At 61.4% G+C, this 25,047-nt stretch carries 11 protein-coding genes, 2 rRNA genes and 1 riboswitch; of the genes, 5 read left to right on the top strand and 8 right to left on the bottom strand.

The features are described from left to right. The first annotated feature begins 134 nt into the window (after nt 1-134). Nucleotides 135-3,043, top strand: a 23S ribosomal RNA gene (locus D3Y59_RS12610). Between the two features lie 100 nt (nt 3,044-3,143). Continuing rightward, nucleotides 3,144-3,255: ribosomal RNA gene (gene rrf, locus D3Y59_RS12605) — 5S ribosomal RNA — on the top strand. A 430-nt stretch (nt 3,256-3,685) separates the two neighbouring features. Here the strand turns inward: rrf and D3Y59_RS12600 are convergent. Then, nucleotides 3,686-4,648, bottom strand: coding sequence for an NAD(P)/FAD-dependent oxidoreductase (locus D3Y59_RS12600; RefSeq protein ID WP_205590833.1), 963 nt, complete (start codon nt 4,646-4,648; stop codon nt 3,686-3,688). 158 nt (nt 4,649-4,806) lie between these two features. Then, nucleotides 4,807-7,554 (bottom strand): 4-alpha-glucanotransferase, encoded by a 2,748-nt coding sequence (locus tag D3Y59_RS12595; protein WP_119445370.1) that lies wholly within the window; start codon nt 7,552-7,554, stop codon nt 4,807-4,809. Between the two features lie 258 nt (nt 7,555-7,812). Between D3Y59_RS12595 and D3Y59_RS12590 the strand changes: the two genes are divergently transcribed. Next, on the top strand, nt 7,813-13,059 hold the full coding sequence (locus tag D3Y59_RS12590; protein WP_162910754.1) for a translocation/assembly module TamB domain-containing protein: 5,247 nt from the start codon (nt 7,813-7,815) through the stop codon (nt 13,057-13,059). A 269-nt stretch (nt 13,060-13,328) separates the two neighbouring features. Next, entirely contained in the window at nt 13,329-15,653 is a 2,325-nt protein-coding gene (tamL, locus tag D3Y59_RS12585; RefSeq protein ID WP_119445368.1) for a translocation and assembly module lipoprotein TamL, read from the top strand. Between the two features lie 158 nt (nt 15,654-15,811). Here the strand turns inward: tamL and D3Y59_RS12580 are convergent, their stop codons facing one another. The 6 genes from D3Y59_RS12580 to metH form a co-directional block, all read right to left on the bottom strand. Further along, nucleotides 15,812-17,338 (bottom strand): N-acetylmuramoyl-L-alanine amidase, encoded by a 1,527-nt coding sequence (locus tag D3Y59_RS12580; protein WP_240410357.1) that lies wholly within the window; start codon nt 17,336-17,338, stop codon nt 15,812-15,814. Between the two features lie 63 nt (nt 17,339-17,401). Further along, entirely contained in the window at nt 17,402-17,971 is a 570-nt protein-coding gene (locus tag D3Y59_RS12575; RefSeq protein WP_119445367.1) for a hypothetical protein, read from the bottom strand. Nucleotides 17,972-18,021: 50 nt separating this feature from the next. Then, on the bottom strand, nt 18,022-18,603 hold the full coding sequence (locus D3Y59_RS12570; RefSeq protein ID WP_119445366.1) for an energy transducer TonB: 582 nt from the start codon (nt 18,601-18,603) through the stop codon (nt 18,022-18,024). Nucleotides 18,604-18,782: 179 nt separating this feature from the next. Then, nucleotides 18,783-19,274 (bottom strand): tetratricopeptide repeat protein, encoded by a 492-nt coding sequence (locus D3Y59_RS12565; RefSeq protein WP_119445365.1) that lies wholly within the window; start codon nt 19,272-19,274, stop codon nt 18,783-18,785. A gap of 167 nt (nt 19,275-19,441) precedes the next feature. Beyond that, nucleotides 19,442-20,398 (bottom strand): methylenetetrahydrofolate reductase [NAD(P)H], encoded by a 957-nt coding sequence (gene metF, locus D3Y59_RS12560; RefSeq protein ID WP_119445364.1) that lies wholly within the window; start codon nt 20,396-20,398, stop codon nt 19,442-19,444. Between the two features lie 55 nt (nt 20,399-20,453). Further along, nucleotides 20,454-24,260 (bottom strand): methionine synthase, encoded by a 3,807-nt coding sequence (metH, locus tag D3Y59_RS12555; protein ID WP_119445363.1) that lies wholly within the window; start codon nt 24,258-24,260, stop codon nt 20,454-20,456. 72 nt (nt 24,261-24,332) lie between these two features. Next, nucleotides 24,333-24,447: riboswitch (SAM riboswitch) on the bottom strand. 130 nt (nt 24,448-24,577) lie between these two features. On the opposite strand from metH, the gene D3Y59_RS12550 reads away from it, so the two are divergent. Further along, nucleotides 24,578-25,015, top strand: coding sequence for a DUF6069 family protein (locus D3Y59_RS12550; protein ID WP_162910752.1), 438 nt, complete (start codon nt 24,578-24,580; stop codon nt 25,013-25,015). The last annotated feature ends 32 nt before the right edge of the window (nt 25,016-25,047 follow it).

The following is a 25,047-nucleotide window of genomic DNA, read 5'->3' as shown; positions in this document are numbered from 1 at the left end:
CCGGCGACCGGCCGGGTACACGTTCTTTGACGTAACGGCTAGCAAACATAGTAGAAGAAATAGGCCTGTCCAGTAAGTTGGACGGGCATCGCACGAGCAAACGACAGACCCATGATTACTCTGGGTCGACCGTTACGGAAGTAACGAAGGGCGCACGGGGGATGCCTAGGCTCTCGGAGGCGACGAAGGACGTGATAAGCTGCGATAAGCTTGGGGGACGGGCACATGCCGGCTGATCCCAAGATTTCCGAATGGGGCAACCCACCGGTTTGAAGAACCGGTATCCGGTCCGCAAGGACGGAGGCGAACGCGGGGAACTGAAACATCTAAGTACCCGCAGGAACAGAAAATAACATATGATTCCCCCAGTAGTGGCGAGCGAACGGGGACGAGCCCAAACCGGGTTGGTTACGGCCAGCCCGGGGTTGTAGGACTACGACGTGAGACCTTGATCGGGTAGCGGAAGCAGGTGGGAAACTGCGCCAGAGACGGTGAGAGCCCGGTACGCGACATTTGATCAGGCTCTAGTAGGATCCTGAGTAGGGCGGGGTCGGAGACGCCCCGTCTGAATCCGCCGGCACCATCCGGCAAGGCTACATACTCCCGAGAGACCGATAGTGAACCAGTACCGTGAGGGAAAGGTGAAAAGAACCCCGGATAGGGGAGTGAAAAGAACCTGAAACCGTGCGCTTACAAGCGGTCGGAGCTGCCAGGTGCAGTGACGGCGTGCCTTTTGCATAATGAGCCTACGAGTTGCTCCTCCCTGGCGAGGTTAAGCGTCTGAAGACGCGGAGCCGCAGCGAAAGCGAGTCTGAACAGGGCGCAGAGTCAGGGGGGGCAGACGCGAAACTTTGTGATCTACCCATGGGCAGGGTGAAGGTTGGGTAACACCAACTGGAGGCCCGAACCAGTTTCCGTTGAAAAGGATTTGGATGACCTGTGGGTAGGGGTGAAAGGCCAATCAAACTGAGAAATAGCTCGTACTCCCCGAAATGTATTGAGGTACAGCGTCGCGGTCGAGTCACGTGGAGGTAGAGCTACCGATTGGACTAGGGGGTGTCACAGCCTACCGAATCCAGACGAACTCCGAATGCCACCGTGATATACGCGGCAGTGAGGCCTGGGGTGCTAAGGTCCCAGGCCGAGAGGGAAAGAACCCAGACCATCCGCTAAGGTCCCTAAATCCGGGCTAAGTTGAACAAAGGAGGTCCAGTTGCCTTGACAGCCAGGATGTTGGCTTGGAAGCAGCCATTCATTTAAAGAGTGCGTAACAGCTCACTGGTCGAGCGACAGGGCATCGATAATACGCGGGCATCAAGTCCGGTACCGAAGCGATGGGTTGCAGCTTGCTGCAGCGGTAGGGGAGCATTCCAGCAGCGGCGAAGCCATGACCGGGAGGCGTGGTGGAGCGGCTGGAAAAGCAAATGTAGGCATGAGTAACGATAATGGGGGTGCGAAACCCCCACGCCGATAGACTAAGGTTTCCTGCTCAACGCTAATCGGAGCAGGGTTAGTCGGGACCTAAGGCTAAGCCGACAGGCGATGACCGATGGCCAGCTGGTTGATATTCCAGCACTCGTTTAATTGAGTGATGCGGTGACGGAGCAGTGAAAGGCACGCGGGCGGACGGAAGTGCCCGTTGAAGCGCGTAGGTATAGGACCGGTAGTGAAGTACGCCGGTTTTGCCGAAACGCGATAGTAGGCCAAGCCCCTCGGGGCGCGGCCATAGTTGCCCTAATCAGACTCCCAAGAAAACCCGCTAAGCGTTTACGATTGAACGACCCGTACCGCAAACCGACACAGGTAGTCAAGGAGAGCATCCTGAGGCGCTCGAGTGAATCACGGCCAAGGAACTCGGCAAAATGGTCCTGTAACTTCGGGAGAAGGGACGCTTCCTGCCAGCGATGGCAGAAGCCGCAGTGAAAAGGCCCAGGCGACTGTTTAACAAAAACACATGGCTTTGCGAACTCGCAAGAGGAAGTATAAGGCCTGACACCTGCCCGGTGCCGGAAGGTTAAGAGGGGGACTTAGCGCAAGCGACGGTCTGAATCGAAGCCCCGGTAAACGGCGGCCGTAACTATAACGGTCCTAAGGTAGCGAAATTCCTTGTCGGGTAAGTTCCGACCTGCACGAATGGTGTAACGATCTGGGCGCTGTCTCAGCCGTGAGCTCGGTGAAATTGTAGTCTCGGTGAAGATGCCGAGTACCCGCCACGGGACGGAAAGACCCCGTGCACCTTTACTACAGCTTGGCATTGACCCTGGGCACCGCATGTGTAGCATAGGTGGGAGGCGTTGAGCCGGGGGCGCCAGCCTTCGGGGAGCCGACGTTGAAATACCACCCTTGCGTTGCTTGGGGCCTAATCTCCAGAAAGGGGAAACAGTGCCTGGTGGGTAGTTTGACTGGGGTGGTCGCCTCCAAAAGTGTATCGGAGGCTTTCAAAGGTCCGCTCAATCCGCTTGGTAACCGGATGCAGAGCGCAATAGCAGAAGCGGGCTTGACTGTGAGGCCGACACGCCGAGCAGGGTCGAAAGACGGATATAGTGATCCGGTGGTTCCGCATGGAAGGGCCATCGCTCAAAGGATAAAAGGTACGCCGGGGATAACAGGCTGATCTCCCCCAAGAGCTCATATCGACGGGGAGGTTTGGCACCTCGATGTCGGCTCGTCACGTCCTGGGGCTGGAGAAGGTCCCAAGGGTTCGGCTGTTCGCCGATTAAAGTGGCACGCGAGCTGGGTTCAGAACGTCGTGAGACAGTTCGGTCCCTATCTGTGGCGGGCGTTGGAATGTTGCGGGGACCTGACCTTAGTACGAGAGGACCGGGTTGGACCAGCCGCTGGTGTACCAGTTGTGCCGCCAGGTGCAGCGCTGGGTAGCTACGCTGGGTCGAGATAAGCGCTGAAAGCATCTAAGTGCGAAACTCACCCCAAGATGAGCATTCCGTTCAATAAGGTCCGTGAAAGATCATCACGTCGATAGGCCGCAGGTCTTAACGCGGAAACGCGCAGCCGAGCGGTACTAATGAACCGAACGCTTCCGCATACCCGCTCTTGCATTTTTCTTCTTCCCCTGCGTTTGCTGGCCGTGCGTCAACGCTTCACGGCCCCGCTTGCCCGCGCGCAAGCAGGTGTCCGCGCACGACAATGGTGGCTTTAGCCCGGGTGTTCACCTCTTCCCATTCCGAACAGAGCCGTTAAGCCCCGGAGCGCCCATGGTACTGCCTTCGCCGGCGGGAGAGTCGGTCGCCGCCAACCCTTGTCCCCACGCCCCCCCGCGGTCCGCCGCGGGGGGGCTTTTGCGTTTTACGCCCGCGGCGCCCAACGCCAACTTCGCGGATCCTGCTCCGCACGGGCCCGAACAAGGGCTGATGGTCTGGGTGTCCGGAGTTATTTAAATGGAACCGCCGGGGCAATGTATTACGTGGCCTGATTCAACGTAGATGTGCCCAAAGCACTGCGGTGCGGATTGGGTCTCTTACCGCAGAGACATTTAGCAAGTGAGTTGTACTCGATCAGTAATGACCTGTCGGTATTAATCGGCATAGAGGCGAGAATGCATACACTAGGATAATATTCGTTTGGCCCTTTGTAAGAAAATTGACCCTATACGCAGACTGTTCTTTCAACTTACTAATAGCACTACAGAATACTGCGCTGCGCCTAGGTTCGGGGGGCCACGGTTTGGCTATGAGCATTCCTCGCGGGTCAGTTGCTCGTTGCAGCTAATGCCGGCTTGCACTCCTTCTGCGGCCGCTACAACGGCTTGCTGCGCGGCGGGAGTGGTGTCTCCTGCAGCATATACACCGGGTACTGATGTTTGTATGCGTTTGTCGACGCGGATACCGCCGCTGCGAGCTAGCCGGTAACACCCAAGCTGAGTTGCCAAATCAGTGCGTTGCTGTTGGTTTGGGTGTAGAAAAAGAGCTGCTCTTTCTATAACGGCGCCATCTGCAAATTCTATTTGGTGTAATTCCCTGTTTTCGAGGCCTACCAAGCGTTTGATTGGTTGCTCAAATACTGGGATACCGTGACGCTTCAAGCGCAGACGTGAATGCTCCGCAAGCCCCGCGGTACCATCAGTACATACAACTACGTCCTTCGACCAGCGACTTACCAATAAGGCAAAACCTGCCACAGACTTGCCGCGGCCGTAAATAGCTAAAGGTCGGTCCGAAACCTCGTAGCCATGGCAATATGGGCAGTGTAATACGCCCACGCCCCACAATTCACGCATACCGTCTATTGGAGGTAGAACATCTAATACGCCGGTTGCGAGTATAATTTTGCGTGATGTAACACAACGGCCAGTATCAAGCGTAAGCCGGAAGGTACCAGTTGCTTCGTCGCGTTCGGCCTGCAGTACGCAGTTCTCACGCTGCTCAACGGTTGGGTAGGCCGCTAGTTGCTCGTGCCCGTGCCGAAGAAGTTCTTGCGGCTTGATGCCATCTCTCGAAAGGAAATTGTGCACGGCGGGCGATGGGGCGTTTCTTGTTTTGCCTCCATCGCACAGTAGCACCCGGCGCCTGCAGCGACCGAGCACCAGTGCTGCGCTTAGACCAGCGCAACCCGCACCAACTACCACAACGTCGTAGTCGGTAGGAGGAATATGCTGAGGGCGTCGGAAAGGACGGCGGGCTGATGTAGGCATAGCGGTTGTTGCAAGACTCAGCATCGACATACTTACAATGTGTAGGAACGGGTTACGTAAACTGTGTTCTTATCGAAAAACAGCAACGCACTAAAACAACAAAAGGCATCTCAGCTTGGGATGCCTTTTGTTGTTTTAGTGCGTTGCTGACTTCTGACCTAATACGGTGTATCGCGTCCGCTTTGGGTTACCAGCTCGTGCACTTGCCGGTTGAATGCCGTAGCCTGCGCCAGCTCTTCCAGCGGCAGGTGGAAGCGGTATTTCCAGAAGTGCTCGGGGTTGGCGGGCACGTTGATTTGCTCGTCGAGCGGGTTGGGGCGGCGCAGGTGCGGATCGAGGGCCACAAAATCCTGCAGCGGCAAGATGGCCCACATGGCCGGCGAGTGCAAGTGCTGCACGGCCATTTCGCGGGCCACCCACGGCTCGCAGTAAAACGGTGCCTGCTGACCCCAATGACCTAGGATGTGCTCGAAGAAACGCTGGGTGCGCTCCGCGTCCTCTTCCCACCAGCCCCGAACGGTGCTCATGTCGTGGCAAGAGGGCGACACCACCGATAGGTAGGCGGCGTCGTTGGGGTGCGAAAACTCGATACCCGTTGCAGCCGGCATGCGCTGGATGTTCAGGCCCAGCATGCCCAGTTGGCGCATTACGCCGGGCACCGAAGCGGGTACCATCCCTAGGTCTTCGCCGCAAATGAGCATGTTGGTAGCGTAGCGCACCGGCGGCAGCTTCACGAGGCCTTGCTCGCGCCAGAAATTCTCGTGGCGACGGTAGAAGAAATCGACGTACAGCGCGTGCATGCGGTGGCGCGTGGCGTCGTCGAGGTCGCGGAAGGTGCGCGACTTGTCGACGGTGATGCGCGGGTGCCAGAACTCGCCGTGGGTGCCGTCGGCTTCCACGAACAGTACCTCGGTGAGCAAGCGGTATAGGCCGCTACGCAACGCCAGCAGGTGTTCGCGCTGGTCGGCCGGGGCCGTGGCCAGTTTCGGTTCGAACACGGCCTCCACTTTGCGTTGGGTGTTCACCTCGTTTCGGAGGCGGTAGGCGCCGTGGCCAGCGTCCTCCAAGAACTCCGCGCGCACGGCGTCGGCCGCCGGGCCGAACAGCTCTTCCAAAATATGCCAGCGGATGTACGGCTGCGTCAGGCGGGCATCATCCCACCAACCCAGCCGGTCACGAATCTCGTTGCGGTGCAACGGCAACGCGGGCGAGAAATGACCTAGGAGACCCTCGACGGCGTGGTTCGGAATTTCCCATATGCGGAAAAAGCCCAAGATGTGGTCGATGCGCAGGGCATCGAAATAGCGCGCCAAGTGGCTCATGCGCTGCTGCCACCACTGGTAGCCATCCTCGGCCATTTTGGCCCAGTTGTAAGTCGGGAAGCGCCAGTTCTGGCCCGTAACCGAAAAATCGTCGGGCGGGGCGCCGGCTTGCTGATCGAGGTGGTACAACTCGGGCTGCGTCCAAGCCTCCACGGAATGGCGGTAAATGCCGATGGGTAAGTCGCCCTTGAGGGCCACGCCCTTGGAGCGGGCGTAGTCGACAGCGGCGCGCAGTTGCTTGTCGAGGTGAAATTGCGTGAACAGGTGCAGGCCGAACTCGTCGAACTCGGGGTGGGTTGGCTGCAACAACTGCTCGGGCAGGTTACCAGGCTGCTGAAATTCGGCTGGCCACTGACGGAAATCGACGGTGTTAAACCGGTCGCGCAAACCCGAAAACACCGCGTACGGCGCCAACCAAGCTTTTTGCTCAGCAAAGAACTGCTGGAACTCGGCATCGGCCAGAAACGCTGCTTTCTCCTGCTGATACAGCAGTTTCACGAAGCGCCATTTGGCCTGCGTTACGGGTTCGTAATCGACGAACTCGCGCTGGTTCAGCTCCTCGCGCAAGCGGTTGAACTCGTCGCGTTGGGTGGCGTCCTGCAGCTCGGCAATTTCATCGAGGCGCAGGTACTGCGGGTGCAGGGCAAACACCGAAATGGCCGCGTACGGGTACGAGTCGACCCAGGTGTGTGTGGCAGTGGTGTCGTTGATGGGCAGCACCTGTACCAGCTTCAGGCCGGTTTCGTGGGCCCAATCCACCAGCAGCTTCAGATCTGAAAATTCGCCTACGCCCAGGCCTTGCTTGCTGCGCAACGAAAACACGGGCAACGCTACGCCCGCTCCGCGCCATGGCCCTTGCGGGTAGCGGAATTGCTCGTCGTGGCGGCGGCGCAGTACGTCGCGGCCGTGCACGGGCGGCAGCACGCGGTCGGGCCCGGCTTCGAGGGTTACTACTTCTTTGGTGGCCGGGTTCCAGATGGCGTACTTATACAGCACGGGCTTATCGGGAGCTTCCAGGGCTACATCGGCCGACCAATGGGGGTAGCCGGCATCGGAGAGTACCACGGCCTTACGGGCATCCCAGGCACCTAGGGCTTCGTCGGAACCTAGGATGCACAGGCAGTGCTCGGGCGATACGCGTGGGGCAGCCAAAGTAAAGCGCACAGCCGAATCGGCTACGCGGGCTTTGGGCTTGCTTGGCGCGCACGGCGACTGCGCCGGCCGCCGGAAAATAGCCTGCGTGAAGGCGTTTGTAAGCAGTTCGTTTTCGGCCAGCAGCGGGGCCCGCCAAAATTCATCGAGCACCACGCGGGCGTAGGGCTCGTGGCCGAGGGCCACTTCGCGGTCGGGGCCCCACTCCCAATGGGTGGCGTGGTTGGGCTCGTCGATGAGCAGGTACTTATAGCGAAGCTCGGTAGTGCCGGCGGGCACTTCGAGTTCTTTTTCCCAATAACCGGTAGCCGGGTCGTAATCGAGGCGCAGGGCTTGTTCGGGGCGCCAGTCGCCCAGCGCAGGCCCGGTGCCGCGCACTTCAATACGTTGCCCCCATTGCGTAAAGTAGGGAAGACGAAAACGAACGCGCATAAAAACGAAAAAAAGTACGCAACAAAAGTAGCGGGAAGTAGGCGCTTAGCCGCACACCTGCCGCCCCAACCCGAGGATAATTAAACGCAAACCCGCAGCTAACCAGCTAGGAGGCATGCAAGCAGCTGATAACGGGTTGTGCCGGGCAACGCCGGTGCGGCGGATGCATAAACAAAGAACCCGTGTAACATTCCCAGCCAATTGTGCGTCCGAAGGGACATTCCCGCCCAAGTGCGGGGCGCTAACGCTACTGCTCGCTTGGCTACTCCTACGCCTCCTCCTTCCGATACTACGCCGGCTGCCTCGCCGGCGCCTCGCCCGCACACGCGCAGCCCTTGGGGCTGGCTGTGGCGCGGGCTTTTGGGTTTGTTGCTGCTGATTATACTGCTGGTGGTGGGCCTGATTGTGGCCCTGCAGTTTCCGGCCGCGCAAAACTACGCCGCTCGCAAGGCCGCCGGGTACCTCCAGAACAAGATCGGCACGGAAGTGCGCATCAATAAATTCCGGACCGATTGGCGCCACGCCCTTTCGCTCGACGGCGTGTACCTCGAAGACCAGAAGGGCGACACCCTGTTGGCAGTGGGGCACCTAGGGCTCGACATTGATTTGTGGGCCCTGACCAAGTCGCAGATCAACGTAAGCGCAGTGGAGCTGACCGACGGCACCGTGCACATCGCGCGCACCGAGCCCGATTCTACCTTCAACTTCGATTACATACTGGCGGCGTTTGCCACCGGCGACACCACCACAACCACCCCGGCCGATTCGACGGGCGGGTTCAAGTACGATATCGGCGAAGCGCACCTGGCCAACATTTACCTAACCTACCGCGACGAGGTAGACGGCATGAACGTGCGCACCCGTGTAGGCGACCTGGCCGTGGCCATGAACGAAGTGGACGTTGACCGCAGCATCTACCGCATCGGCACGGCCAGCCTCAAAAACACGGGCATCAACATCACCCAAACCAAGGTACCGCCCGATACCCCAGCCGAGCCGCTTACGCTGACCCTAGGTTTGGAGCGCGCTGCCCTCGACAATGTATCCCTAAACTACCGCAACGACCCTTCGCGGCAGTACATCCGCACGCGCATTGGGCAAGCCGCCGTTACGGCCGACAACATCGACCTGATTCGGCAGCGCATTGCCCTAAATACCCTAACGCTGCGCAACTCGGAAATAGCCTACGCTCAAAACGAGAACGTGCCCGTAGAGCAGCGCGTGGTTAATCCGGCCGAGGTGGTAGCAAAGGTTGATTCGGCCGTGGCGCAAACCACGGGCGCGCCCACCAGCTGGCGCGTTTCGCTGCGGCAGTCCGATATCAGCGGCGTGCGGTTTGCCTTCGATAACGTGGACGAGGCCCGGCAGCGCACCCGCCTGCCCGCCATGGATTACAACCACATGCTGTTCGACAGCCTGGCGCTGCGCACCCGCAACTTGGTGTATACCAACAACCGCACTACCGGCCGCATCGATTTGTTGCGCGGCCGCGAGCAGAGCGGCTTTCGGGTTGATCGGGCGCAGGCCGACGTGGTGTACGACTCGGTGCAAATCCGGCTCGATAACCTCGACCTCGTTACGCCGCACACCCGCATCCGCCGCACCTTGGCCATCGGATTCGACTCGCTGGGAGCCTTGGCCGATACCCGCACCCTAGGTAAAACCCGCCTCGAAGCCAACCTGCAGAATACTCGCCTTGGCTTCCGCGACATTCTGTACCTGGCTCCCGACCTTATTACCGAAAAGCCTTTCACGAGCGGCCCCAACCAATCGGTGCTGATCAGCGGGCAGGTAAACGGCCGCCTCGACAACTTCGCCCTGAACAACCTCGAGTTGGTGGGCCTGCGTAACACCATTGTGCGCGCTTCGGGGCGCATCCGGGGCTTACCCAATACCGACGGCCGCCTCTACACCGACCTTAACATTCGGCAACTGACCACCACGCGCCGCGACATCAACGATATTCTGCCCGCGGGCATCATCCCCGAAGATGTAATTGCGTTGCCCGAGCGCGCCACGCTCAGCGGCACCGTGCGCGGCCGCCCCACCGCCAACGACCTAGCCCTGAACCTGCGCGCCAACACCTCGTATGGCGGCGCGGCCATTGTGGCCAACCTGCGGCCCGGCCCAACGGGCCAAGAGCCCGTCGATGCCCGCTTTACCCTCAATAACTTCGACCTCGGGCGCCTGCTGAAGCAACCCGACCTAGGGCCCATCACCGGCAGCGGCACCTACAAGGGCGTGGGCTTCGAGCCAACTACCATGCGCGGGCAGTTGGTGGCCAACCTGCAGCAGGCACGCTACGGCAACTACACCTACCGCAACGTGGCCGCCAACGTAGGCATTCGGGGGCAGCAGTACGACATTGATGCGCGCAGCACCGGCGACGCCAACGCCGCCTTCGCCATCAAGGCCACCGTTGATTTGCGCAACCCCGATGCCCCACGCTACAGCTTCAGCGGCAACTTGCAAAGCCTGAACCTAACGGCCCTGGGATTTTACTCGGGTGGCAACCTGAGCGTGCGCGGCGACCTAAGCAGCAACCTTTCGGGCGCCGACCTGAATACTTTGAACGGCACGCTGCAAGGCAACAATGTGGTCATCAGCCTGAACAACCAGGTTATCCCCATCGACTCGATTAATGCCCGCATTTTGCAGCAGCCCGGCCGCGCTGAAGTCGATTTTGCCTCCAACTTGGTTACGGCTACGCTGCGCGGCAACACGCGCCTAGGTGATATTGCCACCGAACTGCAGCGCCACATCGATCGGTACTTCGATTTGCCGGGCGTGCAGTACCGCCCCTCGTCGGTGGCGCGCAACTTCACGTTTGATGTGCGCGTGCCGCAAAGCGGCGCGCGGCTGCTGCCCAAGTTCGTAACGGGCCTCACGCGCATCTCGCCCTTCGGCATTGCGGGCTCGTACGACAGCCGTGGGGCCAACCTGGCCGTGCGCTCCGACATTCAACGGATGCGCTACCAAGGCGTGGTATTCGACTCGCTGAAGCTGCGCGTGGGCTCCGATCCGCAGAAGCTCGATTACAGTGTGGTGCTCGACCAGATCAGGCAGGACACCACCCTGAAAGTGCCCAACCCGAGCCTGACGGGCAGCATTGCCAACAACCAAATAGGTACGCGCCTGCGCATTGCCGAAAGCGACTCGGCCGAGCGTCTAAACCTGGCTGGTGTGTTGCAAGTGCTGGGTGGTGGGCGCACCTACCAGTTCAGCTCAGAGCCCAAGCTAGCCCTCGATGGCCGGCAGTGGGATGCCGCGCCGGGCAACTACCTGCGCTACACGCCCGCTACTGGCAACATCGAAGCCCAGAATGTGCGCCTAACTTACAACGGCCGCGCCGAGCGCTTTTTGGCGCTGCAAACGCTGCCCGGTGCCCGCAACCCCTTGCAGGTGCAAATCGGCAACTTCGACCTGAACGCCCTAGGGCACGCCGCTGGCTTGCAAGATTCTCTCATTGGCGGTACCCTCAACGGGCAGGCCGTGGCCTTTAACCTAGGGCGCACGGGCCAGGCCTTCACCGCCGACCTGAACCTAGCCGGCTTAGCCTACAACAAGTACTTGCTGGGCGATGTGCGCGCCCAAGCCGTAAACAACACCGCCAACCGCTACGACCTAACCGCCCAATTGGTAAGCCCCGACGGCAACGACGTACGCCTGAACGGCTACTACGTGGCCGATGGCACCGTGGACGTGGTGGCCGACCTAGGGCGCTTGAATCTGAAAACCGTGGAGCCGTTTTCGGCCGGGCAAATTCAGCAGAGCACCGGGGCGCTTACAGGCCGGTTTACCGTAACGGGCACTACCGCCGCACCGCAGTTGCGCGGGGCGGCGCGCTTCCAGGATGCCGGCTTTACGCTCACGCAGCTGGGCGCGCCCTTCCGGCTGCCCTCCGACGAGTTGGTGCTGAACGAGCGCGGCCTGCGCTTCGAAAACTTTGCTATTCTTGACTCGGTAGGCAACCGCGCCGTGGTGAATGGTTACATCGAGCCGGCGCGCGATTTGACCATGGTGGGCCAGTACCGCTTGGCGCTGGATGTGGTAACCGACGATTTTCTGGCTGTGCAGAGTACCCGCCGCGACAACCCGCTGTACTACGGCAAGCTGCTCGTCGATTCGGACACGCGCGTAACCGGCAACCTGTACCGCCCGGTAGTGCGTACCCGCGCCACCGTGGTAGAGGGCTCCGACCTAAGCGTGGTGGTACCCACCGACGAGCCCGTGGCCGTGGAGCGCGAAGGCATTGTGGTGTTTGTGGATAAGGACGCGCCCAAGCCCAACGCCGACTCGCTGCTGCTGGCCACCGTAGCCGACGTAGACAGCGCCGCCGTGGCTACGGGCTACGACGTGCGCGCCAACATCACCATCCGCGACAACACGCCGTTCACCATCGTAATCGACGAAGCGGCCGGCGACAACCTGCGCGTGCGGGCCGCCGGCACGCTCAATGCCGTGCTCGACGAGCGCGGCGCCCAAACCCTCACGGGCCGCCTCGATGTAACGCAGGGCCAGTACCAACTCTCGCTTTACGACCTGGCCGAGCGGAAATTCGACATCGCGCCGGGCAGCTACATCGTGTGGAGCGGCGACCCGTTCAACGCGCAGGTGAACGTATCGGCCATTTACCGCCTCCGGGCCGTGGCCGCCGACCTCATTGCCAATCAAATTGAAGGCGACCAAACCCTTGCCAACCTCTCGCGCAACCGCCTGCCCTTCGAGGTGTACCTGAACGTAACGGAGCAGCTGCTGAAGCCGCAAATTGGGTTTGATATTCGGCTGCCCGAAACCGAGAGTAGCCCCGTGGCCGGCGCCGTGCGGGCCAAGCTGGAGCAATTGCGGCAACCCAGCCAAACCAACGAGCTGAACAAGCAGGTGTTTGCCCTGCTGGCGCTCAACCGATTCATCGCCGACAACCCCTTCCGCAGCACCGCCGGGCCGGGTTCGTTTGTCGAGAACCAACTGCGCGGCTCGGCTAGCCAGGTGCTTACCGATCAACTCAACAACCTCACGGGCGAGTACCTGGCCGGCCTAGGTCTGGAGTTGGGCGTGAACTCGTACAGCGCCGTGGGTGCCACCGGCGAGGAGCGCAGCCGCACCGACCTGAACGTGGCCGTGCGCCGCCAGCTGCTCAACGACCGCCTCACCGTGCGCCTAGGTACCGATGTGCCATTGTCGGGCAGCAGCAGCGGCAGCCAGGCCACCAGCGGCGCCAGCGCGGCCAGCCAGTTTGCCGGCGACGTTAGCATCGAGTATAACATTCTGCCCGATGGCCGCCTGCGCCTGCGCGCGTTCCGCAACAACGCCTACGAAGACATCGACGGCCAATTTGTGCGCACCGGTACTTCGCTCATTTTCCAGCGCGATTACAACTCGCTGCAAGAGCTGTTTGCCCGCACGCCCGAGCAAGTAAAGCAGCAAGTAAAAGCCGACCGCCGGTCCCGTAAGGAGGAGAAAGAAGCCCAACAGGATACGCTCAAAAACAACGCTTTGAACTAACCACACCGCCAAGCTCCCCTCCTCAGCTGAGGAGGAGACGCGGCCACGCAGTGGACGCTGGGGTGGTTGACCTAGCGTCAGATACTAACCTCAACCTACTGAGTCGTCTGATAAAAGAACGTCATGCTGAGCTGGTCGAAGCATGACCACCTAGGGAAAACCGGCCTAGGGCAGTCGTTCCGGAGTCAGTCCAACGACCATCAACCACCCCGCCCTTAGGGCGTCCCTCCTCATCTGAGGAGGGGAGTTTTTCGTTCAACACCACAGCTATGAACCAGCCCAAACCGTTTTATCACCCGTTGACTTCCCTAACCTGGCGCGGGCTGGCGCTTGGGGCTGGCCTGGCGCTGGCCGGCTGCAGCGGCACCAAGTTCATCCCCGAAAACGACAAGCTCTACACGGGCAGCGCGGTAAGCGTCAAATCCAACTACCCCATCCCGAACGAGTCGGCCCTGACGGCGGAGCTCGAGGCGGTAATTTCGCCCAAGCCCAATACGTCCGTCCTAGGTCTGCGGCCCAAGCTGTACTTCTGGCACCTCGGCGAGGGCAAAAGCAAGGGCCTCGGCAAGTGGCTGGCCGATAAGTACGGCGAGGCGCCGGTGCTGCTCAGCCAAGTGGATACCCAGCGCGTGAAGGGGCTGATGACCAACCGCCTCTACAACAACGGCTACTTTGCCGGGCCCGAGGTGCAAAGCCTCATCAAGGCCAAAGGGCGCACCGCCAGCGTCGATTACGTGGCGCGGGTGCAGCGGCCCTACACCATCAAGGAAATTCACTTCCCGGAGCGCGACACGCTCATCGACCGCGACATCCGGAAAACGCAGGCCGGCTCGCTGCTCAAGGTAGGCGACCCGTACAACCTGAACACGCTCATCAACGAGCGCGCCCGCATCGACAACGAGCTGAAGCAGCACGGCTACTATTACTTCGCGCCCGACTACCTGCTGTTTGAGGTGGATAGCACGCAGCACAACCAAGCCAACGTGTACATCCGCGTGAAGGGCAGCATTCCGCGCCGCGCCGACCACCCGTACATCCTCAACCGCATCACGCTCAACACCAAGTACGGCCTCACCGACACTACCGAAACCACCCGGCCGATTATGTACCGGGGCTACCGCTACGTGCCCGATGAAAAGGTGTTCAAGGCCAAGGCCATAACCAACGCGGTGTTTCTGTACCCCGATTCGTTGTACCGCCGCCGTCGCCACGACCAGACCCTGAGCCGCCTGATGAGCCTGGGCACGTTCAAGTTCGTCGACATCCAGTTTCGGCCGGCGCGGCAAAAACCCGATTCGGCGGGCTACGGCTTCCTGAACTCGACGGTACGCATGACGCAGCTCAAGAAAAAGTCGCTGCGGGCCGAGTTTCAGCTGGTATCGAAAACCAACGGCTTTACGGGGCCGGGCTTTACGGCGCAGTTCCGCAACCGCTCGGCCTTGCGCGGGGCCGAGCAACTGATCGTGAACCTGGTGGGCACGTTTGAGCGGCGGCAGGGCGTGGCCAGCAACACCGATGCGGGCAGCCAAGGCTTCGGGGCCAACTCCATTGAGGTAGGCGCCAATGCCCAGCTGCTGGTACCCCGGCTGATTACGCCGCCGTTGCCGTTTCTCGACGTACGCCTGTCGAACTCCGATTTTCAGCCGCGCACCATTTTCGGGGCGGGCTACCGCTACGTGGAGCGGCGGCAATTTTTTCAGGTTGATTACCTGAACCTGAATTACGGCTACAGCTGGAAAACCAAGATTACCAACGAGCAGGAGCTGCGGCCGATTGACTTGCAGTACGCGCGACTGGCCAAAACCACCGACGACTTTGACGAGCTGCGCCGCCGCCGCCCGTTCCTCGACAACAGCTTCCGGCAGCAGTTTATTCCGGCGTCGTCGTACCGCTACACCTACAACAACCAGGTGTACGAGCAGCGGCGCAACCAGTCGTACTTCAGCGGGCAGGTAGAGGTAGCCGGCAACCTGGCCAGCGCCGTCAGCAAGCTGATGGGCACCGAGGGCAAAATTTTTGGGCAGGAGTACTCGCAGTACAGCCGCTTCGACCTCGAGTTTCGCAACTACTACCGCGTAGCCGCCGACCCCACCAGCGGCAACCGCTTTGCTACCCGCGTGCTGGTGGGCCTCGGGCTGCCCTACGGCAACTCCACGGTGCTGCCCTACCTGAAGCAGTACGGCATTGGCGGCCCCAACAGCGTGCGTGCGTTTGCGCCCCGCCAAATTGGCCCCGGCCGCTACGAGCCCACCGACAGCCTGCAGCGCAGCACCAGCTTCTACGACCAAGTGGGCGACATTCGCCTCGAGGCCAACGCCGAGTACCGCCAGGACTTGTTTCCCTTCGTGAAGGGCGCCTTGTTTGTGGATGCCGGCAACGTATGGCTCGTAAACAACGACCCCACGCGCCCCGGGGGGCAGTTTGCCCTCAACTCGTTTTTCAAGGAGCTGGCCGTAGGCGCCGGCGCCGGCCTGCGTGTCGATGTGCAGTTCCTCGTGATTCGGCTTGATTACGCTGTGCCGCTGCGCACGCCTTACGGCGGCACCGGCGGCAATGCCGGCCGCCTCAACTTGGCTATCGGTTATCCTTTCTAGGTAATGGGTTTGTGAGTTGAGCAGTTAAAGAGTTCGGCTGTCTGCTCTCAAAACGCGCGGCCCCGGCAACCTAGGCCTAGGTCGCCGGGGCCGTTTGCTTATGCAGGGGGCCAGGAATTCAACTCCTAAACTCTCCAACTTCACAGCTCACAAACTCCTTACCTAGCCAGCGCGGGTTGCTTGCGCCACCAGCCCCTAGGTCCGCGGGCGCGGGTTTCTTTCAGGAACCGCTCTAAGCCGGCGGCAATGCGCTCGGCCACTTCTTGCTGAAACGCGGGGTCGATGAGGCGCCGTTCATCGTCGGGGTTCGAGACGAACGCCGTTTCCACCAGCACGTTCGGGAATTCGGTGGGCCCGTTCAGGGCAAAGTTGAACGCGCCCACGTTGCCCCACGGCGCTAGGCCGGTTTTCAGCAGCTCCTGGTAAATGGCCTGCGAAAGCGGCCGAAAGCCCACGTAGCGGTAAAAAGTGGCGGTGCCTTTGGCGGCCGGGGAGCCCGCGGAGTTGATGTGCACGCTTACGAGCAGGTGCGGCATGGCTTGGCGCAGCCGCAGCACGCGTGCGCCGTTGTCGAGGCTCACGTCGGCATCGCGCGTCATCAGCACGGTAGCGCCTTGCTGCTCCAGTGCCTGGCGCAGGCGTTGGGCAATGGCCAGCGTCAGGTCTTTCTCTTTGGCGCCGGTGGCGCCTACTGCACCGTGGTTGTCGCCGCCGTGGCCCGCGTCTACGGCCACCGTCAGGCCCTTAAGTTGCAGCCGGGCAGGCGGGCGCCGCACCCGTATGGTAAGCGTATTGCCCTGGTAGCCCACGGCGTAGCCCCAGCTTTGGGCGTGTTTCAGGTCGATGATGATGCGAAACACATCGGGCTGGGGCTGCTCGTAGTAAACGTTTTCAATTTCCTGCAAGCCGGCGCGCTGGGTTATCCAGTTGGTATTGGAGGTGGCCCCAAATACGTCGATTACCAGCCGAGCGGGTTCGGACAGCAGTTGCGAGCGGTAGGGCAGGCGTTCGGGCAAGCTCACGCGCACGTAGTCGTACTGCGCATCGCCGCTCACGCTCCACGAGCCCGTAAGCGCCTGCGGCACCAAACCCCCGGGCGGCAGCAGCCGAGCCACCTCCAGCGGCACCCAGGCCGTTTGATTTTCGGCCAAGCGCACGCGGTACTGGCCACCCACGCGCCCGGTTACGTGCAGCAGCACCAGGGAGTCGAGGTAGCCGAGTTTGGCGCCGCCCAGTCGGTCTTCGCCCAAACCGTAGTTGAGGTAGGCCAAAGGACCGCGGGTGCGGGCCAGCTGCGGCACGTTGGGGTCGAGCACGCGCACGGCAGTGCCGGTGAGCAGCGAATCGCGGCGGCCGTTGGGCAGCTGGGCGTACAATTTAATGCGGCGGTTGTTGAGCGTATCGCCGGGACGCACCACGTAGCTTACCTGGTAGATACCCGTTTGACCGCCCGCCATGCTGGGGTGCAGCTCGGGCAGCGCGAGGCCCCAGGAGGTGGTAACACGGGCGCCGGGTGCAGCCTTGGCGCGCAGCTGCAGCCGGTCGCCGGGTTCCAGCCAAAGCTCTTGGGCGGGCACCACTTCGGCCCGCTCGAGCAAGCGCGGTAGGTTTTGGGCCAGCCCTAGGTCGGCCAGGCCAATTGTTAGTAGCAGGGCTGTCAGGCAGCAAGCAAACAAACGGGGCATGGGGCAAGCAAAAAGAAAAGCCCCGCGCGCAGCGGGGCTCTGGTGGGCACAGCCTAGGTTGCGCTAACGCGCGTCGGCAGGTTTGTCGCGCACGGCCTCGCGCAAATCCTTTATGTCGCGGCCCGCTTCGAGGGCCGTAAACTCGGTTTGCAGGGCCTTAATGCGGAATTCCTGGTTGGCTGGCAAATCCAGGCGCAGGGCCCGGTACTGGTCGTTGAGCTGGCGGAACACGGCCGTAGCGTAGTCCCAGTCGCGCTGCGTCCAGGTTCGGCGTTTGTCGCGGGTTTGGCGCAGCAATTGGGTGTAGGCGGGGACTAGTTCCGGCACAGTTAGTTGCCCAATGTTGGCGTAGCTGCCCAGCAGCTCCTCCGTAAACTGGCTGGCGGCTGAGTTGTCGAGGGGTTGGCGGCTGCGCGTTTTCGATACCGAATCGAAACGGGCGGCGCGGTTGCTGGCCCGCTTTAGGGCAACGCCGGCTTTGTCGGCGAGGGTATCGAGCTTGCGGGCGCTGTCCTTCACGATGTCTTGCCGCTCGCGCGGCGTGGTATCGCAGGCAGCCATCAGCAGGGCAACCCCGGCAAGCAGGGCGGCGCGGCCAACGCAAAAAAAGGCAGGGGCGGCAGAGGGTTTCATGGCCGAAGTTTACGCAAACTCTGCCATGCAGGATGCTGCCGCCCGCTGCGTTAGTTGGCAGCTTGGGTTATCCGGAAGGTAAACGGCAGCTCGTACTCCACGGGCACGGCGCGGCCGTCCTTGCGGCCCGGAATCCACTCGTGCGGAATGGAGCGCGCCACGCGCAGGGCTTCCTCGTCGCAGCCCGCACCGATGCCGGTTAGCACTTGGTAATTGCTGGCCATGCCGAGGGTGTCGATAACAAAGCGCACCACCACGCGCCCCTGCACGTTTTTGGTGCGGGCCTGGGTGGGGTACTGCAGCTGGCGCATGTACGTGGAGAGGGCCCCATCGCCGCCGATGTACAGCGGTGGGCGTTCGAGGTAGCCGCTTTGCCAGTTGCCTGCTACCTGGTGCCGGTAAGGGTGCTCATCGGGCTTGCGGAAGTACAGCAATCGTTTGCGGTCGTAGTCGTAGCGTTGTACCAGCACCTTGCGGCCGCTGCCCGTAAAGGCGTAGTAGGTCCATTCGCCTACTTTCTGGCCTTTTTCAACGCGTCCGCTGTCGAGGTCGGTTTGGCGCACGCGTCCTTGGGCTTGCACAGCAGCCGAGGCACAACACAGTAGAGCAATGAAGAGTAAGCGTGTTGTCATAGACGGTAGTAATAGCCAAAGCAAACCCAGATAAGTTATACTTTGGATGGTTGAAGTCTGTTCTTAGAAAAAGCCTTTAATCTGCCGATTTGCTGCTATTAGCAAATCATTGGATACTGAAATTACACTTTTTCTGCGGAAGACAAGCTTCGGTAATCCCGGAATGATACACAAAATATTTACAGCGGGTCGTCGAGGCGGTTTTGCAAATCGTGCAGTTGGGCCTGCAAACCCGGAAAGTTGGGGCACAGCGCGCTCAGGCGGCGCAGCGTGCGCAGGGCGCCGCGGTCGTCGCCTACCATGCGCTGGATGGTGGCTTTGCCCGACAACGCCCCGAAGTGCCGGGGCTCGCGCTCGAGGGCGTGGGCCACGTCGGCCAGCGAAGCTTTGTACTCGCCGCGCAGGTAATGGGCGGTGGCGCGCTTGTTCCAGCCTTCGGCAAACTCGGGGCGCTTTTCCACCAGCCAAGTAAAGTCGTCGATGGCCTTGGTGTAGTCGCCGGCGGCCATGGCGCGCATTCCTTCTTCGAGGCGCTTGTTCAGGGCTTGGTCGTCGGTTTCGAGCCACAATTGCCAAATGCCTTGCTGCAGGGCCTCTATTTCGAGCGGCGCCGTAGCCGTACGCAGGCGCGTAAAAAGCTCATCGAGTTGTTGCTGGCGGTCGGCTGACATAAAACGCAAAAGCTGGCTCGGCTTATAACGCAAATCGGCAGGCTTTGGTCGCACCGGCGGGGGCAAACCTCCGGCGTGCTACCCTAGGTGGCGGCGGACCCGGCAGCAACAAGCAGCCCCGGTCCGCTCTTGCAGCGGGCCGGGGCTAGCCACAAAAAGCAGGACAGTTAGAAAAGCTCGGCCGCCACGCGCCGCACGGCTTCCGATTTGCCCATGCTGTAGTAGTGCAGGCAGGGCACGCCGGCGGCCATCAGCTCGCGGCTTTGCTGAATGCACCATTCAATGCCTACCTCGCGGGCATCGGCGTCGTCGCGGCACTGGGCCACAGCTTCTACCAGCTCTTCGGGCAGGTTCAGGTAAAACGTGCGCGGTAGCATGGTTAGCTGTTTTTTGGAAGTCAGCGGCTTCAGACCCGGAATAATGGGCGCCGTAATGCCCGCCTGCCGGCACTTGTCCACGAAACCGAAAAACTTCTGGTTATCGAAGAACATCTGCGTCACGATGTAGTCGGCGCCGCAGTCGATTTTTTGCTTCAGGTAGCGCATATCGGTGTTCAGATTCGGGGCCTCGAAGTGCTTTTCGGGGTAGCCCGCCGTGCCGATGCAAAAGCTCGTAGCCGCCGAATCAACCTGCTCCTCGTCGAGGTAACGGCCGCCGTTCATGGCCGAAACCTGCCCGATCAGCTCGCAGGCGTAGGCGTGGCCGTTGGGGTGCGCTACAAAGCCCGGCTCCGATTTAATGGGGTCGCCGCGCAACGCCAGCACGTTGTCGATGCCCAGAAAGTGCAGGTCGATGAGGGCATTTTCCGTCTCCTCGCGCGAGAAGCCGCCGCAAATCAGGTGCGGTACCGTGTCCACATCGAAGCGGTTTTTGATGGCCGCGCAAATGCCTACCGTGCCGGGGCGCTTGCGGGTGGTAATCTTCTCGAGCAAGCCGGCTGCGCGCTGGCGGTACACGTATTCCTCGCGGTGGTACGTTACGTCGATAAACGGCGGCTTAAACTCCAGCAGCGGCTCGATGTTCGAGAACAGCGTCTGGATGTTTTCGCCCTTGCGCGGCGGCAGCACCTCAAACGAGAAAAGGGTTTTGCCGTTGGCTTGGGCTAAGTGGTCGGTAACTTTCATAGTTAGTGAAAAGCAGGGCGTAGCGCGCCCCCGAGGGTAAGGAGCAGCAAGCCGGCTAGTTAGCAGCGGTTACCGGTTCGGCAGCAGTGGGTTCGTAGTTTAGGTTCGGCGACAACCACCGCTCCAACTCGGCGAAGGGCATGCCCTTGCGGCGGGCTAAGTCCTCCACCTGATCCTTGCCAATCCGACCTAGGCCGAAGTAGCGCGCATCGGGGTGGGCGTAATAGAAACCACTCACCGAAGCCGTGGGGTACATGGCCAGGTTTTCGGTGAGCGAAATGCCCGTGTCGTTGTTGCCGAGCAGCTGGAACAAGGTAATCTTCTCGGTGTGGTCGGGGCAGCCGGGGTATCCGGGCGCCGGACGAATACCACGGTATTCTTCCTTGATGAGGGCTTCGTTGCTGAAGTGCTCTTGCGGCGCGTAGCCCCACAGCTCACGGCGCACGCGCTCGTGCAGGCGCTCGGCCATGGCCTCGGCCAAGCGGTCGGCCAGGGCTTTGGCCAGAATAGCCGAGTAGTCGTCGTGTTGCGCTTCAAACTCGGCTACCAGCTCATCGAGCCCGATACCGGCCGTTACGGCAAAGCCGCCTAGGTAATCGTGGCGGCCCGAGTCTTTGGGAGCCAGAAAATCGGAGAAGGCAAAGTAGGGCAGGCCCGGCGCTTTCAGGCTTTGCTGCCGCAGCGTGAAGGTTTGGGCCAGCACTTGCTCGCGGCTGTCGTCGGCGTAAATCTCGATGGTGTCCGAATCGAAGGTGTTGGCCGGCCAGAAGCCCACCGTGGCGCGGGCCGTGAGCAGCTTTTCGTCGATGATGCGCTGCAGCAGCGCCTGCGCATCGGCAAACAGCTTGCGGGCCGCCTCGCCGTAGGTGGCGTCGTCGAGGATGCGCGGGTAGCGGCCTTTCAGCTCCCAAGCATGGAAAAAGGGCGTCCAGTCGATGTAAGGCACTAACTCGGTGAGCGGGTAATCATCAAACACCTGCGCCCCCAAAAAGCTGGGTTTGGTGATGTCGGCGGCCGCCCAATCGGCCTGAAACTTCTGCCGGCGGGCTTCCTCAATGGTTACGTAGTCCTTGTTGCGCTGGCGGCCGGCGTGGTCGTCGCGCAGCTGCAGGTACTCCTGGGCCACGTCGTTGGCGTAGGCATCGCGCCCTAGGCCCAGCAGCTGCGACGCCACCGGCACGGCACGCGAGGCATCGTTTACGTGAATTACCGGGCCGTTGTAGGCAGGGGCAATGCGCACGGCCGTGTGCAGGCGCGAGGTGGTGGCGCCACCAATGAGCAGCGGTACGCGCAGGCCGCGCTTTTCCATGCCTTGCGCCACGTACACCATCTCATCGAGCGAGGGCGTAATCAGGCCGCTGAGGCCCACAATGTCGGCCTGCAGGCGCTGGGCTTCGTCGATGATTTTCTCCAGGGGCACCATCACGCCTAGGTCAATCACCTCGTAGTTGTTGCAAGCCAGCACCACGCCCACAATGTTTTTACCGATGTCGTGCACGTCGCCCTTCACGGTGGCCAGCAACACTTTGCCGGCCGTTTGGCGACCCACACCGTCGGCAGCGGCGGCGTCGCGCTCGGCCTGCATGTAGGGCTCTAGCCAAGCCACCGCGCGCTTCATCACGCGGGCCGACTTTACCACCTGCGGCAAGAACATTTTGCCCGCGCCGAACAGGTCGCCTACTACCGTCATGCCGGCCATCAGCGGGCCTTCAATAACGGCTAGCGGCCGCTGCAGCTGTTTCAGGGCTTCTTCGGTATCGGCCTCGATGTGGTCGGTAATGCCTTTTACCAAAGCGTGCTCCAAGCGCTTCTGCACCGACCAGCCGCGCCACTCTTCGGCCTCGGCTACCGTGGCGGCGGCGCTGCCCTTGGTTTGGCTGAGCTTGTCGGCTAGCTGCACCAGTCGCTCGGTGGCGTCGTCGCGGCGGTCGAACAACACGTCTTCCACGGCCTCGAGCAGGTCCTTGGGCACTTCGTCGTACACGGCCAGCTGGCTGGGGTTCACGATGCCCATATCCAAGCCGGCCTTGATGGCGTGGTACAAGAACGCGGCATGGATGGCTTCGCGCACGGGGTCGTTGCCGCGGAAAGCAAACGACACGTTGCTGACGCCGCCGCTGGTGAGGGCACCGGGCAGGTGCTGCTTAATCCAGCGCACCGCCTCGATAAAGTCGATGGCGTAGCGGCGGTGCTCCTCGATGCCCGTGCCGACGGTAAGGATGTTCGGGTCGAAAATGATGTCTTCGGGCGGGAAACCTACCTCCTCGGTGAGGATGCGGTAAGCGCGCTGGCAGATATCGATGCGGCGCTGGAAGTTATCGGCCTGGCCCTGCTCGTCGAACGCCATTACGATAACCGCGGCGCCGTAGGCGCGCACCAAGCGGGCGTGGTGCTTAAACACTTCTTCGCCCTCTTTCAGCGAAATAGAGTTGACGATGCTCTTGCCTTGCGTGCACTTCAGGCCGGCTTCCAGCACCTCCCACTTCGAGGAGTCGATCATGATGGGCAGGCGGGCCACATCGGGCTCCGAGGCCAGCAGGTTGAGGAAGTTGGTCATGGCCTCCACCGAGTCGAGCAGGCCTTCGTCCATGTTCACGTCGAGCACCTGCGCGCCGCCTTCTACCTGGGCGCGGGCTACGGCCACGGCCTCGTCGAACTGGCCCGAGCGAATCAGGCGGGCGAAGGCGCGCGAGCCCGTCACGTTGCACCGCTCGCCCACATTCACGAACAGGCTCTCGGGGTGAATGTTCAGGGGTTCCAAACCGCTCAGGCGCGTGGCCTTCTTTGAATGAGCAATGAGCAATGAAGAATGATCAATGCCGCTCAAGGCCGCCGCTTGTTCATTGCTCACTGTTAATTGATCATTGATTTTACGCGGCGGGTAGCGGTCGACGAGCTTTGCGGCCTCGGCAATGTGCTGGGGCGTGGTGCCGCAGCAGCCGCCCACCACGTTCACGAGGCCTTCCTGCAGGTATTCTTCTAGCACGGCGGCAAATTCCTGGGCCGATTCGTCGTAGCCCCCGAAGGCGTTGGGCAGGCCCGCGTTGGGGTAAGCCGAAACGTAGCAGTCGGCTAGGCGGCTCAGCTCCTGCAGGTATACTTTCAGCTGCTTGGCACCTAGGGCGCAGTTCAGGCCGATGCTCAGGATGGGCAGGTGGCGCATGGAGTTCCAGAACGCCTCCACCGTTTGGCCCGACAAGGTGCGGCCCGAAGCATCGGTGATGGTGCCCGAAATCATGATGGGCACCACGCGGCCGCCTTCGTCGAAGAAGCGTTGGGCGGCAAACAAGGCGGCTTTGGCGTTCAGCGTGTCGAAAATAGTTTCGATCAGCAGGGCATCCACGCCGCCATCAACCAAGCCCTTAATCTGCTCGAGGTAGGCCACAGCCAGCTCATCGAAGGAAATGGCGCGGAAGCCCGGGCGGTTTACATCGGGCGAAAGCGAGGCCGTGCGGTTGGTGGGGCCAATGGCACCGGCCACAAAGCGCGGGCGCTCGGGCGTGCTGTACTCGTCGGCGGCCGAGCGGGCCAGCCGGGCGGCCTCGTAGTTCAGCTCGTACACAATGTGCTCGAGGGCGTAGTCGGCCTGCGCAATGGTGGTGCCCGAAAACGTGTTGGTTTCAACCAGGTCGGCGCCCGCGGCAAAGTACTCGGCGTGCACGCCGCGCACCACGTCGGGGCGCGTCAGACACAGCAAGTCGTTGTTGCCGCGCAGGGGCTTGGGATGGTCCCGAAACCGCTCGCCCCGAAAATCATCTTCGGTAAGCTGGTGGCGCTGCAGCATGGTGCCCATGGCGCCATCGAGCACGATGACACGGCGGGCGAGTAGCTCGGCAAGCGGGGAGGCGGGAACAGTAGGCATGGGGTCTTTCCGGATTAGCGATGGATGCGGGCGCGTATCCGGAAAGCCTAGGGGCCGCGAGGGCTCTGGTTCCGCTCATCTTCTCCGAACGCCGCTTAGTGGCTTCGGAAGGGAGTTAGCACCTTGCCGCAATGGCCGGTTGCTAAGACGTCGTCGGGCCCAGTCCCTCAGTCTTTCTGGATAAGCACCACGAAGATAGCGGCAGCTGCGAGCTTTTGCAAGAACTCACGTGTAGCTCAACATCAATTGCAGGCAAATCATTTGAAAGTATAAATATTAAATTGTAAATTATTGGTAGGAGAAGCGGGCGGAGTACTATGGAAACAACTTACCAGCAGCGTACATCATTAGCTGCCACTGGGCGCCGCGTTAGTGCCCTATGGTGGCTGGCGCCGGCTGCGGCCCTTGTGGCGGCGGCCTTAAACATCGGTATTTACTACGCCGCCACGGCCACGGGCTTGCTCCCCACCAACCTGCGCGAACCCACCGGCGGCACCATTGGCCCGGGGCACGTAGTTATGGCCTCGGTAGTGCCTGCGTTGCTGGGGGGCGTGCTGATGGCGGCGCTCATTCGGTGGGCCGATCGGCCGCTGCAGGCATTTACCATCGTGGTGGTGGGCATTTGCCTGCTCTCGATGGCGGGGCCGGCTGCTATTCCCGGCAATACCCCCAGCGGCGTCGCGGTGCTTGGCCTGATGCACGTGGTAGCGGCCGGGGTGGTGTGGCTGTTGTTTAGCCGCGGCGCGCGCACCTAGGGCCCTAGGTGCGCCAAAGCCCCTGCCAGCGG

It is taken from the genome of Hymenobacter oligotrophus, assembly GCF_003574965.1.
GTDB classification, from domain to species: domain Bacteria; phylum Bacteroidota; class Bacteroidia; order Cytophagales; family Hymenobacteraceae; genus Solirubrum; species Solirubrum oligotrophum.
The sequence above is the reverse complement of the archived record's forward strand: the minus strand, read 5'-3'. Positions and strand labels throughout refer to the sequence as shown.

What these genes read in the sequence shown, in the direction of transcription:
- metF (WP_119445364.1), bottom strand. Translation starts at nt 20,398, where the DNA reads ATGAAAGTTACCGACCACTTAGCCCAAGCCAACGGCAAAACCCTTTTC.
- tamL (WP_119445368.1), top strand. Translation starts at nt 13,329, where the DNA reads ATGAACCAGCCCAAACCGTTTTATCACCCGTTGACTTCCCTAACCTGG.
- D3Y59_RS12570 (WP_119445366.1), bottom strand. Translation starts at nt 18,603, where the DNA reads ATGACAACACGCTTACTCTTCATTGCTCTACTGTGTTGTGCCTCGGCT.
- D3Y59_RS12600 (WP_205590833.1), bottom strand. Translation starts at nt 4,648, where the DNA reads ATGCCTACATCAGCCCGCCGTCCTTTCCGACGCCCTCAGCATATTCCT.
- D3Y59_RS12550 (WP_162910752.1), top strand. Translation starts at nt 24,578, where the DNA reads ATGGAAACAACTTACCAGCAGCGTACATCATTAGCTGCCACTGGGCGC.
- D3Y59_RS12595 (WP_119445370.1), bottom strand. Translation starts at nt 7,554, where the DNA reads ATGCGCGTTCGTTTTCGTCTTCCCTACTTTACGCAATGGGGGCAACGT.
- D3Y59_RS12580 (WP_240410357.1), bottom strand. Translation starts at nt 17,338, where the DNA reads ATGCCCCGTTTGTTTGCTTGCTGCCTGACAGCCCTGCTACTAACAATT.
- D3Y59_RS12575 (WP_119445367.1), bottom strand. Translation starts at nt 17,971, where the DNA reads ATGAAACCCTCTGCCGCCCCTGCCTTTTTTTGCGTTGGCCGCGCCGCC.
- metH (WP_119445363.1), bottom strand. Translation starts at nt 24,260, where the DNA reads ATGCCTACTGTTCCCGCCTCCCCGCTTGCCGAGCTACTCGCCCGCCGT.
- D3Y59_RS12565 (WP_119445365.1), bottom strand. Translation starts at nt 19,274, where the DNA reads ATGTCAGCCGACCGCCAGCAACAACTCGATGAGCTTTTTACGCGCCTG.